Genomic DNA, 13273 nt, shown 5'->3' with positions numbered 1-13273 from the left:
TGATGACGAGCACCGCCCGGGAGGCCGCGCGCCACGCGCTACTGCTCGAAGCCCTCGGTGGGCCGATCGATCTGAACGCCGTGGATTGGCGTGTCAAACACCACAATCCGTCAGCCTCGCCGCTAGAGGTGCAGAACGAGACATTGGATGCCATTCGTGACTGGGTGAGCGACGGACTGTTCAGGCTCGGCGCGCCCGGCGGTAAGGCGCGTCGCTTTGTGCCCTGGCATCACTCGGTCGAGCATTCGCTGCACAAGATCTCGCACGTCTACGTCAAACACTATGGCGATCCCGAGAAATGGATGTATGTGGTGTGGCTGTCGCTGACGGCGAAGGGCGAACTGCTCGCACGATCGCTGGAGGAAAAAGACATCGACGGATACCGCGCGAAAGCGACGTGAGCCCGCGTTGACGGTGCTGCGGATCAGGCCGGCCACCGACGATGACCTCGAGCATGTCTGCGAGATCGTCAACTACTACATCGAGAAGACGGTCTTCAATTTTCGGACCGAGCCGCAGAGCGTCGACGATGTGCGGGCCGAGTGGGCGCGCCGGCATCAACGATTTCCCTGGCTGGTGGCGAGCGACGGCGCCGATGTTGTTGGCGTGGCTTACGCGGGGCCCTGGAACGAGCGGGCCGCCTACCAGTGGACCGTCGAATCCACCGTCTACGTCGATGCCTCGGCGCAACGTCGCGGGGTCGGTGATGCGCTGTACACCGAGTTACTCAGCCGATTGCGCAGCCAGGGTTTCCACAGCGCCCTGGCGGTCATCGCCTTGCCCAATGACCCCAGCGTCCGGCTGCATGTGCGGCACGGATTCGAGCGGGTAGGTCACCTTCTCGAAGCCGGCTACAAACACGGCGCCTGGCACGACGTCGGTTTCTGGCAGCGAATGCTGGGTGGCGACTAGCGTTCGCCGAATTGTGCTGTGCAGTAATAATTTTCGGTCTCGCCGTCGTTGCGCTCCGGCACCGGCAACCCGGCGTCGGCCAGCAACTGTCCGGATCGTTCCCGGGTTGTCTGCCAGCCGCGCTCGCTCAGATAGGTTGCGACGTCGTGACGTTCGCCGCCATACCACAGGTCATCGATGTGGGCATCGAGGCCTTGCTCGTACCACTTCTGCGCCGCGGTGTGCATGACCTCCAGTGACTCCGACGCGCTCAGGAAGATCTCCGCGACCAGCCGACTACCAGCAGCGCTGAGCTCGGTGATGTTGTCCAGCAAGCGATCCTGCGTTTCCGGGGGCAGGAACGCGAGCAGGCCTTCGGCGACCCACACGGTCGGCCGTTGCGCGTCGAAGCCTGCCCGCCGCAAGGCCGCGGGCCAGTCGTCGCGCAGATCGACCGGCACCGCGCGCAGGTCGACGGCCGGCTCGGCCCCCGCTGCGGCCAGCGCGGCGGTTTTGAAATCGGTCACCTGCGGCTGGTCGATCTCGAATACCACGGTTTCGGTGGGCCACGACAGCCGGTAGCCACGTGCATCGAGGCCGGAGGCCAGGATCACCGCCTGCCGGACCCCGGATGCCGTCGCGTCGGCGATGAATTGGTCGATGAGTCGGGTGCGGACCGCCATCAGGTCGGTCATCGGCTGCATGCCCCACGGGTGGCCGGGGATGTCGACGTCGTCGGCGTCGAGCTCACCGGTGACCCAGCGGGTGAAAAAGTCGACTCCGACCGCGCGCACCAGCGGTTCAGCGAAGGGATCGTCGATGAGCCCGGCCCGGGTGGCGCGGCCCCTGCCCGCCGCCACCATGGTGGCGGTCGCTCCCACGCTCGTTGCCAGATCCCAGCTGTCGTTCTCAGTGCGCGCCATGATGGCCAGGGTAGCGAGCCGATGCTGGGAGTTTCCTTGTGGTGTTGGTTCGCGTTGCGGCCAAAAGTGATTGGTCCGTCATCGCCCGAGCGGCGGTGGGAAACCACCGTCGTCGCTGCCCGCTTCAGGGGGTGGGTTGTCACGGCTGCGTCGCGCATTGACCTACCATCGCCTGGTGACCGAATCCCGTTCGATCGGCGATCCGGCCGGGTTCGTCGCCGACGACTGCTGCGCCGAAGCCGGGCACGGACACCCCGTCGCGGATGATCCGCACTGGCAGCGCGGCGCGCAGTGGGCGTGGCGATTGGCCTGGGTCAGCATGGCCGCCATGCTCACCGAGGGGGTGGTCGGGCTATGGCAGGGCCTCGCGGTCGGCTCCATCGCGTTGACCGGGTGGGCGCTGGGCAGCTTGCCGGAGGCGCTGGCCAGCGCGATGGTCGCCTGGCGGTTCTCCGGCACGCGCACTACGTCGAAAACCGCTGAACGTCGGGCGCAGGTCGGCGTTGCGTGGTCGTTCTGGCTGACCGCCCCGTACATTGCCGCAGAATCGGTCCACCACCTGCTTGGCGAGCATCACGCCGGGCTGTCGGTGATCGGTATCGCGTTGACCGCGGCGTCGCTGATGGTGATGCCGATCCTGGGCAAGGCCAAGCACACGCTCGCCGATCGGCTGGGCTCCGCGGCCACCGCCGGCGAAGGCACCCAGAATTATCTGTGCGGCGCGCAGGCCGCGGCGGTGCTGGTCGGTCTGGCCGTCGTCGCTGTCTGGCCGAGCGTTTGGTGGTTCGATCCGCTGATCGGCATGGGCATCGCCGGCGTGGCGATCTGGCAGGGCGTCAAGTCGTGGCGCGGCGAGGACTGCGGCTGCTGAAGTCCGCCGCAATCGTCAGTCGTCGTCTGATGCGTCCGGGGAGTCGTTACCCCAGGTGCTCGGCATCATCGGCATCCGGGGTGAGCTCCCGAAATCATCTTCGGCCAGCGCGGCCAGTCCGGTCGCTGCGCCGGCGCTGACTTTCGTTGCGGTGCCGGAGAATCCGAGCGGTCCGGCGCCGTGCGTCGAGGGCGTCACAGTCGGCTCCGCTTCCAGGTCCATGTACTCGTGACCGCGCCCCAGTCGTTCGACGGTCGCGCCCCGGCGCCGCCGCCCGCTCGGCGCCTTTTTCGGGCCCGGCGCGGCGGCTGCGTTCTCGATGGTGTCGGCCGGCTGCGCTTCCTTGGCCCGGGCGGCCTGGCTCGCCGCTCTGCGCGCCGTCGCGGACAGGACGCCGATCATGTAGAGGTAACCCTGCATGGTGGCCAGCGGTGGCCCGGCCGGCGTCGGTGGGGGTGACGGCGGTGGGGCGGCCGGTGTCGAGGCCACCACCTGAGCCGGGGCGGGGGCCGGGGCCGGCGCCGGCGCCGGCACGGGCGTCGGGCCCGGCGGTACCGCTAATGCGAAGGCCGGCGGCAGCGGTGGGACGGGCAGCGGCGGGATGGCGGCCAGGCCGGCCAGGCCCGCCAGGCCCGCGAAGCCGCCCAGCGGAGCCAGTGCCAACGGTGCCAACGGGACCGTCAGCAGCGGTAGTACCGCCGGGAGCAGTGCGACGACCGATTCGAGCAAGGTTTTCAGCAACGCGATGGTGTCGGTGATGACCGTGCCGATGGCTTCGACGGTGCCGAGCACAAAGGTCACTCCGACGGCAACCGGGTTACCCGAAGCGAGCGCAGCGGTCATGTCTGCGCCGATGAAAGCGAAGGTTTCGGACAGATAGGCGACGTAGGACCCGATGTCCATCGGGTAGCCGAGGGCGAACGCGATGTTGAACGGGTTGAGGAAGGCAAGCGGATTGCCGACCGCGGTCAGGTAGGGATCGATCCCGGACAGCAGCGAAATCAGGTAGGGATTGTTATTGAGCGCGTCGATCCACGGCTGCAACACGTTGTTGTAGAAGTCGGTGTAGCCGATCTGCTGTAGCCAATCCATCCATTGTTGCTCCGTGTCAGGCGGCAACGACGGCGTCGAGTCCGCGGTCGACGCCGCGGAATTCGCCTTCACGACCTGCGGCGCCGGCGTCGTCTGCGGCGACGCCGCGACCGCTGCGCCGGCGATGGTTTGATAGCTGCCCATCACGGTGGCGGCCTGCACCCACATCCGCGCGTAGTCGGCTTCGTTGACCGCGATCGGAATGGTATTGATGCCAAGGAAATTCGTCGCCAGCAGCACACCGTGGGTGACGTGGTTGGCGGCCAGCTCGCCCAGCGTCGGCATGGCGGCCAGCGCGGTGGTGTAGGCCGTGGCAGCCACCTCCTGCTGAGCGGCCGTCGCGGCGCTGTCGGCGCTGGCCTGGGTCAGCCACGCCAGATACGGCACGTGTGCGGCCAGGTAGGCTTCGGAGCTCGGACCGTCCCACGTTGCTTGTACGCCTTCCAGGACCGCGGTCAATTCGTCGGCGGTCTCGGTGTAGGTGACGCTCAACGAATTCCACGCCTGCGCGGCCGCCAGCAGTGAGCCCGGGCCGGGGCCGCTGCTCAGCAGCGCAGAATGCACCTCCGGGGGCGCGGCCATCCAGATTGGGGCGGTCATTGGCCTTCCCTCTCAGACATTTCGGCCCTCTCAGACATTTCGGCGATCATGATGCGTCCTTCCTGCCGACGAGTCGGGTATTCGGGTGAAAACACAATCGCCGCACAGCCCGCCGATGGGCGTTCGGTAATACAGGCAGCAACTCGAACGGCGATAGTCATCGTCGCTGAAATTGATTGCGCCGTCGATTCTTTCGTCTGTGCATATGATGCGGGCGAGTTGCCAGCCCGGGCCGTGCGAGCCCGCCGCTCGATGGCGGTCATATTCCCGCGCGGCGCCCAACAAAGCTGATGCGGCGTTGCCGCGCAACAACTCTGGCGTGACGTTGGTCAGCCGGTGCAGCGCAGTGGACAGCGGCGCCAGGTGCGCATCGAGGACGTTGTCGGCAAGCGTCAGTTCCAAATCGTCGCCCTGCCATGCGACCGGGCGCGCGATATGCAACGCGATTCGGCCGCCGAACTCGCGGAACAACAACTCGTCGGCGCCTAGTGCGGGCAGCAGACCGTGCCCGGCGACGGCCCCCACTCCGATCGACCACAACCGCGCGGCGAAGCCGAGGAAGAAGATCGACGCGGCGACCCGCGGCTCGGGGGCGCAGAGCCGGGCCTGTACGCGGTCGACGATGCCGCCGAGCACTTCGGCGTCGGTGTAGAGCTGCTGCACCGGGCGCCAGCCGTCGTCGACCGGGCCGGTGCCGATTGCGAAATAGGCATTGATGTCACCGAGTTCGGCCAGCGCGGTTGCGGCGTCGTCCTCCGTTGCGCACCGGGCGGTGCCGGGCGCAATCCCACGGATCGGCTCAGGCAACGTGCCCAGCGTGGCTGACGCCCCAAAACCGGCGGCGCGCACGGTGATCCGGTCCGTGAGCGCCACCCAGAAACGGCGTGACATCGACTCGTCGGCTCTCTCGGGATGCACCGTCCCGGTTCGCAGGATGCGACGACGCGAGTGTCCTGGCTCTCGGATCGCTGCTCGCCTCGCCTTCCAGCTCGCAGCCGTGGCTAGTGAGGTTCGCTCCCCGATGACAGTGGCGGGACCGCGCCGGATTTGCACCGGCTTCCTACGTCGTCATCGCCTTACGCGCGACATTGTCGCATGTCTCGGGTTACTGCGTGGCGATCTGCCGCGCCCGGCTTCGCCGCGCTTGCAATCGCCACTACTTCAATCGGTAGCGGATCAGCCGTGAGCTGTTCGCCACGACGGCGACCGACGAGGCGTTGTGCAGGATCGCCGCGAGCACCGGCGACAGTGCGCCGCCGGCGCCGATGAGCAATCCGGCGGCGTTGACGGCGATCGACATGCCGTAGTTCTGCTGGATGACATCAACCGCGCGGCCGCCCAGATCGCCGACGTCGAGCAGGCGCCGCAGGTCGTCGTTGGCCAGCGCGACATCGGCCGTCTCGACCGCGACGTCGGTGCCGGCCAGGCCCATCGCTATGCCGATGTTGGCGGCGGCCAGCGCCGGGGCGTCGTTGATGCCGTCGCCGACCATCCCGACGATGTAACCCTCGTCCTGGAGCCGGCGAACCACCTCGAGCTTCTCCTCGGGCATCACCTCGGCGCGCCACTCGTCGATGCCGAGATCGCCCGCAACGACTTCCGCGATGTCGGGGTGATCGCCGGTGAGCATCACGATCCGGCGGATTCCGTTGGTGCGCAGTTTCTTCAGCACATCAGGCGCTTCGGAACGGATTTCGTCGCGCAGGCTGATCAGCCCGACCAGCGTGTCGTCCACGGCGAGCAGCAGCGGGGTCTCCGCCTGGCGGCGTAGTTTGTCGACCCAGTCGGCGGCTTCCTGGGACACCTGGACGTTCTCCGACCGCAGTAGCGACGGACTGCCCAGCAGCAGCGTGCGACCGTCGGCCCAGGTGCGCATGCCCAGCCCGACCAGCACCTCGCATTCCTCGTGCGGCGGAATGATGATGCGGCGTTCCTCGGTGGAGCGGATCACGGCCTCGGCCAGCGGGTGGCGAGAGTGCAGCTCTGAGCTCGCCGCATAGGCGAGCACCTGTTCGGGCTGCCAATCCTGGTGTAACGCAATGATGTTAGTAACCACCGGGCGCCCGACCGTGAGTGTCCCGGTCTTGTCGAAGACGATCGCGTCGACGCGGCCGGCCTGCTCAAGGTGCGAGCCGCCCTTGATGAGAATGCCGCGCCGCGCGCCGTTGCCGATCGCCGCGCTGATCGCCGTCGGCGTCGCCAGGCCCACCGCGCACGGGCACGCGATCAGCAACATGGTCATCGCGCGCCGGACATCGCCGGTGACGGCCAGCGTGATCGCCGAGACGATGAACGAAATCGGCACGAAGCGACGGGAGAAGTTCTCGCCGACCGTCTGGATGGGCGCCCGGTCGTGTTGCGCCTCTTCGACGCGGGAGATGATGCGCCCGATGGTGGTCTGGTTGCCGACCGCACGTGCGCGAACCACCAGACGCCCGCGCAGCACCACCGAACCGGCGTGTACGGTCGACCCGGCAACGATGCTGACCGGCAGGGTTTCGCCGGTGATCGCGGACTGGTCGACGACGGCTTCGCCGTCGACCACGTCACCGTCGACCGATATCGCCACGTGGTCATGGACCACCACGTCGTCGCCGATCTGCACGGTGTCGATCGGCACCTGGACTTCGTTTCCGTCTTCGAGGCGGATCCACGCCGTGTCGGCGGTGCCGCGCAGCAAATCCGAGATGGCCCGCCGGGTCCGCCGCAGCGTCAGATCCTGAAGGTATTCACCGATATTGAGCAGCCACAGCACGGTGAGCGCAACGACATTCTCGCGCAGCACCAGGCTGGCGACGGTCGCGGCGGTCACCAGCGCGTCGGTGCCCGCGCGCCCGGATCGCAGCGAGCGCAGCGCGCCGCGCAGGAACGGGTAACCCATGAACAGCGTCGCGCCGGTCGCGACCAGCTGGCCGGACGGGCCCAACAGCGGTGGCCGGTTGAAGACGTAGCGGCGAACACCGAGCAGGGCCAGCGCCGCGCCGCCGATCACCATCCGCAGCACTTCGGTGTTGCGGATATCGGAGGACCTCGGCGTGCGGGCCGGAATGAGCTCGGCGGCAACGTTTTCGGCCGACATGATCGCTGCCAGCACTTCGTCGCGATCGCAGCGCTTGGGGGAGTACCAGACGACGACGGAGCCGGTGTGCGGATAGGCGTGCACGGCCCGCACCCCGTGCTGCCGCTCCACCGCGTCTTCCACCGCTACCGCGCGCCGCGAATTCGCGTGCACCCAGGGCACTTTCACCCGCATCCGCCCGGCGGCGTCGGACACGACCAGTAAGTCGGTCATGTCCCCCGACGATGCAGAGCGCGCAGCGCGATGAGGAGGAGGCGGACGATCAGTCACGTCCGCCGACGATGCAGAGCGCGCAGCGCGATGAGGAGGAGGCGGACGATCAGTCACAGCCAGGATCAGTGGTCGTGATCGTGGTCGTGATCGCCGATGGACGGAGGCTGTGCCTCCTCACCGATGCGCTCGCGAGCTTCGGCGACGACATCGGCTACTTTCAACCGGGCTGACTCCGCTGCTTCCTCGGCCCGCCGCGTGCCGCGCAGGCTCCACTCGGTCGCGGTCACCGCGGCGTCGTGAAGTGGGGCCTTGGCCAGGGCTTTGCGGAGGACTTCGTAAGCGCTGACACCGACCAGGCCGGTTACCACCGTCCCGGCCGCCTTTCCGAGTAGGCCTTGCACCACCATCGCGAAACGTCCTCCCGTCCTGCAGTAGGGGCCCGAACTAACGGCCTCCGACGACGTTAACATCCATATATTGCGATATCAACATGGATTGTCATCCGTGCTCAGTCCAGCGTGCGGGTGACCTTCTCGGTCTGCATCCGGCGCGGCAGCGCAGCCGGGTCGGGGTTGGCGACGTATACCAGCGACCCGCCCGCCGACAGCACGCTCAGCAGGCCGTCGACCACGTCGTCGGCCGTATTCCATGGTGCTGTCGACACCGCTCGGTCGCCGGCCGTCAAAGCCTTTGCCGCCACGGCCTTGTGGCAGGCGTCCAGCACCTGGTCGACCGATCGCCCGCCCAGCGCCGGGCCGGGATGTTGCTCGGCGACGATCTGGTCGCCATGAACCCGGACCGCGGTCGCGTAGTCGGTGACGCCGATCGGCAGATCGGCTGCCGGCCGGCCGAACGCGTCCAGCGACAGCACGGCCACCTCGCCGGCGCCGGTGGTGTCGGCCTCGTCGAGCCGCTCGGCGGTGCACAGGGCAATGTCGGCCTGCGAGCCGTCCAGTACCACGTCCGCGCCGATCCACCACGCCCCGAACAACACCGCGGCGGTCTGCCAGTGGGCCGGCAGCAACACCGCTACCCGGCTGGCCGGCCCGCCGCCCAACTCGTCGCGCAACAGGTTGCCGGTCTTGGCCGCCCAGTTGGCCAGCGTGACCGCGGACAGCTCGATACGTTCGCCGGTGGCGTCGTCGTAGTAGGTGATGCGCGGGCCGACCGGGTCGTCGCGCAGTATCGGATCCAGAATCGCCGCGCTGAGGTTCACCCGGTCAGTAGATCAGTTGACGCACTCGGGGTGGTCGGCGCCGGCGGTCAGGATCGGCGAGGGCGGCGGAGCGTCGGACTTCTGCGAGCCGGAATTCGACGAAGCTGCCAGCATGGGGCGGCCGCCGTCGCCGAGGCCCGAGCCCGGGCCGGTGTAGTCGTTGCCCAGCACCACCCGAACCGACCCCTGCGGTACCGATTTGTTGGCGATGACCGGCAGCCCACCGAGTTCTTTGGCGACGGCTTGAGCGCCCACGTCATCGGGCTTGGCGGCTTGCACCTGGCTATTGGGCACGTGCGCGGCATCGTTGTTGCCGACCTGGCCTGTGCTGAATCCCTTGGCGCTCAACACTTCTGACACCGATGCGGCAAGACCGTTGATGTCGGTGTCGTTGAGGACGCTGGTAGTGGTCTTGCCCGGCGAGTAGGCCAGCTCCTCGGTCTTGCCCTTGGCCTGATCCTGCAGCAGGCCGCCGACCCAGTCCTGCACCTGATGGGGATCGACCCGCACCACGCTGTGCATACCGTCGTCGCTCCAGCCGGACTCGTCGAGCACCGGGATGGTGGCAAAGGCGATCTTTCCCGCGGCCAACTTCTGCAGCTGATTCACGAAATCCATGACGTCCCAGCCCGATGACAGCACCACCGAGCGCTGGATGGCTTGTTGCAGCCGGTTCATCGTTGCCGGGCTGGACAGCGTCTTGCCGGAGATCACCTGGTGGGCCAGCGAGGCCATCACCACCTGCTGGCGTACCACTCGGTCCAAGTCGCCGCGGGGCAGCTCATGGCGCTGGCGGACGAAGCTCAGCGCTTGCGGACCGTTGAGCTTCTGCCAGCCGGCCGGGAAGTCGGCGCCCGAAAGTGGTTCGAAGACAGGCTCTTTGAGGCATACATTGACGCCGCCGAGGGCGTCGGTGATCAGCGAGAAGCCCAGCAGTCCGATCTCGGCGTAGTGGTCGACGGTGACGCCGGTGAGGTCGGCAACCGTCTTGATCAGCGCCTCGCGACCGGCCTCGGTGCCCTCTCGCTCGGCCTGATCGGGCGCGACGCCCGATTCGACCAGGCTGACCCGCTTCTCCTCTTTGGTCTGGCCGTAGACGCCGTTGATCTTGGTCTTGCCCAGACCGGGCGCAGACACGTAGGTGTCGCGCGGAATCGAGATCGCGGTGGCCGACTTCCCGTTGTCGGGGATGCGCACCAGGATGATCGTGTCCGTGTTGCTGGCCACCTCGTCACCGGCCCGCAGTGACGCCAGTTCCTGCGGGCTCAGCGCGTTGCCGTGGGCATCGGTGCGGCTGTCCATGCCGACCAGCAGGATGTCAAGCGCCCCGTCGTCGCCACCGTGACCCAGCGACGGCGCGAAGACGTGGTAGATCCCGTCCTCGAAGGAGCGGACCTTGCTCCAGCCCACCCCCGTCACCAGGACGACCACCACGGCCGCGAGAGTCGCGATCACACGAGTCACTCGTTGCTCAGGCATCACATCAGGCTACTTGCGTCACAGCGGTATCGCTGGTAGCCGAGTCCCGGCGTGCCAGACTCGTAACTCGTGCAGCACAGGATTGTGATCGCCGGCGCGGGCGGGCAGGTCGGCAGCTTTCTCGCCGCCGAAGCGACTCGGCAGCAGCGCGACGTGCTGGCGCTGACGTCGTCGCAGTGGGACATCACCGACCCGAAACTTGCCGGGCAGATCGTGCAGGCCGACGACGTGGTGATCAACTGCGCGGCCTACACCGCCGTCGACGATGCAGAACACGACCAGGCCAGGGCGCACGCGATCAACGCCGTCGGCCCGGAATACCTGGCACAGGCTTGCGCGCGGGCCGGCGCGCGGATGGTGCACCTCTCCACCGACTACGTGTTCGGCGGCGACTTCGGTGACGCGCCGCCGCGGCCGTATGAGCCGAGCGACGAGACCCGGCCGCTGAGCGTGTACGGGCAGACCAAGGTCTCCGGCGAACACGCGGTGCTGGCGGCGTTGCCGCAGGCCGTGGTGGTCCGCACGGCGTGGGTCTACACAGGCGGCAACGGTAACGATTTCGTCGCCACCATGCGCAAGCTGGCCGCCGGCGATCGCACCATCGAGGTGGTCGATGACCAGACCGGCTCGCCGACCTATGTCGCCGACCTGGTCAGCGCGCTGCTCGAGGTGGTCGACGGACGGGTGCATGCGCCGACGGGAATCGTGCACGCCGCCAACGAAGGCGAGGTGACCCGATGCGGGCAGGCGCGCGCGGTGTTCGAATGCGTCGGCGCCGACCCGCAGCGGGTGCGGCCGGTGAGCAGCAGCCACAACCCGCGGCCGGCGCCGCGGCCGACCTATTCGGCGCTGTCCGCCCGCCAGTCCCAGGACGCCGGCCTGTCGCCGCTGCGACCGTGGCGAGAAGCGCTGGAGGCGGCGCTGTCCGCATCGCCGGACGCCTGACCGCTACCCTCGACGCGTGAGTGACGTGCTGCCGGTGGTCACGGTGACCTATTCACCGGGTCCGCATCTGGACCGGTTCCTGGCATCGCTGTCGCATGCGACCGACCGGCGGGTCAGCGTCCTGATGGCCGACAATGGCTCCACCGACGGGGCGCCGCAGGCCGCGGTCGAGCGCTACCCGGGCGTGCGACTGTTCTCCACCGGGTCCAACCTCGGCTACGGCAGCGCGGTGAATCGCGCGATGGCGCAGCTCGCTGAAGAAGAGGCTGACGGTGACGAGTGGGTTATGGTGGCCAACCCGGACGTGCAGTGGGGCCCGGGCAGCATCGACGCGCTGCTCGACGCCGCGGCGCGCTGGCCCCGGGCGGCGACCCTAGGGCCGTTGATCCACGACCCCGACGGGTCGCTGTATCCGTCGGCGCGTCATCTGCCCAGCCTGATCCGCGGCGGCATGCACGCGGTCGTCGGACCGCTGTGGAAGAACAATCCGTGGTCGGCGGCCTACCGCCAGGAGCGACTGGAACCCAGCGAGCGAGCGGTGGGCTGGCTGTCGGGGTCGTGCTTGCTGGTGCGTCGCGCGGCCTTCGAACAGATCGGCGGGTTCGACGAGCGCTACTTCATGTATATGGAGGACGTCGACCTCGGCGACCGGCTGGGCAAGGCGGGCTGGCTCAACGTCTATGTGCCCTCGGCGGAAGTGCTGCACCACAAGGGCCACGCGACCGCACGGGAGTCGGCGCGCAATCTGGCGGTGCATCACAAAAGCACCTACACCTACCTCGCCGACCGGCATCCTGGACCGTGGCGCGCTCCGCTGCGATTGGCCTTGCGGACCGGTTTGGCGGTGCGATCGCGGCTGATGGTGCGCAATTCTGCAGAAGGGCGGCAGTGAGCAAGCAAGTTGACGCAGTTGTCCTGGTCGGCGGCAAAGGCACCCGGCTGCGGCCGCTGACGCTGTCGGCGCCCAAACCGATGCTGCCCACGGCGGGGCTGCCGTTCCTGACTCATCTGCTGTCGCGGATCGCCGCGGCCGGGATCGAACACGTGATTCTGGGCACGTCTTACCAGGCGACGGTGTTCGAGCCCGAGTTCGGTGACGGATCCAAGCTCGGTCTGCAGATCGAGTATGTGACCGAGCAGAATCCGCTGGGCACCGGCGGCGGCATCGCCAACGTCGCGGACCATCTGCGCCACGACACGGCGATGGTGTTCAACGGCGACGTGCTCTCCGGAGCAGACCTCGGTCAACTGCTGGACTATCACCACGAGCAGCAGGCCGACCTGACCCTGCACCTGGTGCGGGTCGGCGACCCCCGGGCTTTCGGCTGCGTCCCCACCGAAAATGGCTTAGTCACAGCATTTTTGGAGAAGACCGAAGACCCGCCGACCGACCAGATCAACGCCGGCTGCTACGTGTTCTCCCGGGAGACCATCGATCGCATTCCGCGCGGCCGTGAGGTGTCCGTCGAGCGGGAGGTGTTCCCAACCCTGCTGTCCGACGGCGTCAAGGTGTGCGGCTACGTCGACACCAGTTACTGGCGCGACATGGGCACGCCGGAGGATTTCGTGCGGGGATCGGCGGACCTGGTGCGCGGCATCGCTCCGTCGCCCGCGCTGGGCGGGCATCGCGGTGAGCAGTTGGTGCACGACGGCGCGGCGGTGTCGCCCGGCGCGCTGCTCATCGGCGGGACCGTCGTCGGACGTGGCGCCGAGATCGGCCCCGGCGCCCGGTTGGACGGCGCGGTCATCTTCGACGGGGTGCGGATCGAGGCCGGCAGTGTCGTCGAACGGTCGATCATCGGGTTCGGTGCGCGCATCGGCCCGCGGGCGTTGGTCCGCGACGGCGTGATCGGCGACGGCGCCGACATCGGCGCCCGTTGCGAATTGCTGCGCGGCGCGCGGGTGTGGCCCGGAGTGGTGCTTCCGGACGGCGGGATCCGCTACTCGTCTGACGTGTAGGCCTC

At 68.0% G+C, this 13273-nt stretch carries 13 protein-coding genes and 1 riboswitch; of the genes, 6 read left to right on the top strand and 7 right to left on the bottom strand.

The genetic code is table 11. The features are described from left to right. Positions 1 to 2: 2 nt before the first annotated feature. The gene (locus tag VGG53_RS06225) at positions 3 to 401 is read left to right on the top strand and encodes a hypothetical protein (protein ID WP_331517127.1); all 399 of its coding nucleotides are present in this window, start codon (positions 3 to 5) and stop codon (positions 399 to 401) included. 13 nt (positions 402 to 414) lie between these two features. After that, a complete protein-coding gene (locus tag VGG53_RS06220; RefSeq protein WP_331517163.1) occupies positions 415 to 912 on the top strand; it encodes an N-acetyltransferase family protein in 498 nt (165 codons plus the stop codon). Here VGG53_RS06220 and VGG53_RS06215 read toward each other — a convergent pair. After that, complete coding sequence (locus tag VGG53_RS06215) at positions 909 to 1814, bottom strand: class I SAM-dependent methyltransferase (protein ID WP_331517126.1); 906 nt, start codon at positions 1812 to 1814, stop codon at positions 909 to 911. The genes VGG53_RS06220 and VGG53_RS06215 overlap by 4 nt on opposite strands. Positions 1815 to 2118: 304 nt before the next feature. Between VGG53_RS06215 and VGG53_RS06210 the strand changes: the two genes are divergently transcribed. Next, positions 2119 to 2685: a cation transporter gene (locus VGG53_RS06210; RefSeq protein WP_331517162.1), complete on the top strand. Its 567-nt coding sequence runs from the start codon at positions 2119 to 2121 to the stop codon at positions 2683 to 2685. A 15-nt stretch (positions 2686 to 2700) separates the two neighbouring features. Here the strand turns inward: VGG53_RS06210 and VGG53_RS06205 are convergent, their stop codons facing one another. The 6 genes from VGG53_RS06205 to VGG53_RS06180 form a co-directional block, all read right to left on the bottom strand. Then, on the bottom strand, positions 2701 to 4377 hold the full coding sequence (locus tag VGG53_RS06205) for a PPE family protein (protein WP_331517125.1): 1677 nt from the start codon (positions 4375 to 4377) through the stop codon (positions 2701 to 2703). A 30-nt stretch (positions 4378 to 4407) separates the two neighbouring features. Further along, entirely contained in the window at positions 4408 to 5268 is an 861-nt protein-coding gene (locus VGG53_RS06200; protein WP_331517124.1) for a (2Fe-2S)-binding protein, read from the bottom strand. 35 nt (positions 5269 to 5303) lie between these two features. Continuing rightward, a riboswitch (cobalamin riboswitch) is annotated at positions 5304 to 5483 on the bottom strand. Positions 5484 to 5533: 50 nt separating this feature from the next. Continuing rightward, the gene (gene ctpC, locus VGG53_RS06195; protein ID WP_331517123.1) at positions 5534 to 7669 is read right to left on the bottom strand and encodes a manganese-exporting P-type ATPase CtpC; all 2136 of its coding nucleotides are present in this window, start codon (positions 7667 to 7669) and stop codon (positions 5534 to 5536) included. Between the two features lie 122 nt (positions 7670 to 7791). Further along, positions 7792 to 8076 (bottom strand): DUF1490 family protein, encoded by a 285-nt coding sequence (locus VGG53_RS06190; RefSeq protein ID WP_331517122.1) that lies wholly within the window; start codon positions 8074 to 8076, stop codon positions 7792 to 7794. 101 nt (positions 8077 to 8177) lie between these two features. Beyond that, entirely contained in the window at positions 8178 to 8885 is a 708-nt protein-coding gene (locus VGG53_RS06185; RefSeq protein ID WP_331517121.1) for a TIGR03089 family protein, read from the bottom strand. Between the two features lie 12 nt (positions 8886 to 8897). Next, entirely contained in the window at positions 8898 to 10364 is a 1467-nt protein-coding gene (locus VGG53_RS06180) for an LCP family protein (RefSeq protein WP_331517120.1), read from the bottom strand. A gap of 69 nt (positions 10365 to 10433) precedes the next feature. On the opposite strand from VGG53_RS06180, the gene rfbD reads away from it, so the two are divergent. Genes rfbD through VGG53_RS06165 form a run of 3 tightly spaced genes read left to right on the top strand, consistent with a single transcriptional unit; the run spans position 10434 to position 13268 of the window. Next, a complete protein-coding gene (rfbD, locus tag VGG53_RS06175; protein WP_331517119.1) occupies positions 10434 to 11309 on the top strand; it encodes a dTDP-4-dehydrorhamnose reductase in 876 nt (291 codons plus the stop codon). Positions 11310 to 11343: 34 nt separating this feature from the next. Beyond that, positions 11344 to 12201 (top strand): glycosyltransferase family 2 protein, encoded by an 858-nt coding sequence (locus VGG53_RS06170; protein ID WP_331517161.1) that lies wholly within the window; start codon positions 11344 to 11346, stop codon positions 12199 to 12201. After that, on the top strand, positions 12198 to 13268 hold the full coding sequence (locus tag VGG53_RS06165; protein WP_331517118.1) for an NDP-sugar synthase: 1071 nt from the start codon (positions 12198 to 12200) through the stop codon (positions 13266 to 13268). Before VGG53_RS06170 ends, VGG53_RS06165 begins: the two co-directional genes overlap by 4 nt. Positions 13269 to 13273 lie beyond the last annotated feature (5 nt).

The organism is Mycobacterium sp. (assembly GCF_036490025.1).
GTDB lineage: Bacteria > Actinomycetota > Actinomycetes > Mycobacteriales > Mycobacteriaceae > Mycobacterium.
Note: the sequence above shows the minus strand (reverse complement) of the source record. Positions and strands in the feature narration are given on the sequence as shown.

Bases quoted from the DNA above. Each gene is read 5' to 3' on its own strand.
- VGG53_RS06225 (WP_331517127.1), top strand. From the start codon at position 3: ATGACGAGCACCGCCCGGGAGGCCGCGCGCCACGCGCTACTGCTCGAA.
- VGG53_RS06215 (WP_331517126.1), bottom strand. From the start codon at position 1,814: ATGGCGCGCACTGAGAACGACAGCTGGGATCTGGCAACGAGCGTGGGA.
- VGG53_RS06205 (WP_331517125.1), bottom strand. From the start codon at position 4,377: ATGACCGCCCCAATCTGGATGGCCGCGCCCCCGGAGGTGCATTCTGCG.
- VGG53_RS06200 (WP_331517124.1), bottom strand. From the start codon at position 5,268: ATGTCACGCCGTTTCTGGGTGGCGCTCACGGACCGGATCACCGTGCGC.
- ctpC (WP_331517123.1), bottom strand. From the start codon at position 7,669: ATGACCGACTTACTGGTCGTGTCCGACGCCGCCGGGCGGATGCGGGTG.
- VGG53_RS06190 (WP_331517122.1), bottom strand. From the start codon at position 8,076: ATGGTGGTGCAAGGCCTACTCGGAAAGGCGGCCGGGACGGTGGTAACC.
- VGG53_RS06180 (WP_331517120.1), bottom strand. From the start codon at position 10,364: ATGCCTGAGCAACGAGTGACTCGTGTGATCGCGACTCTCGCGGCCGTG.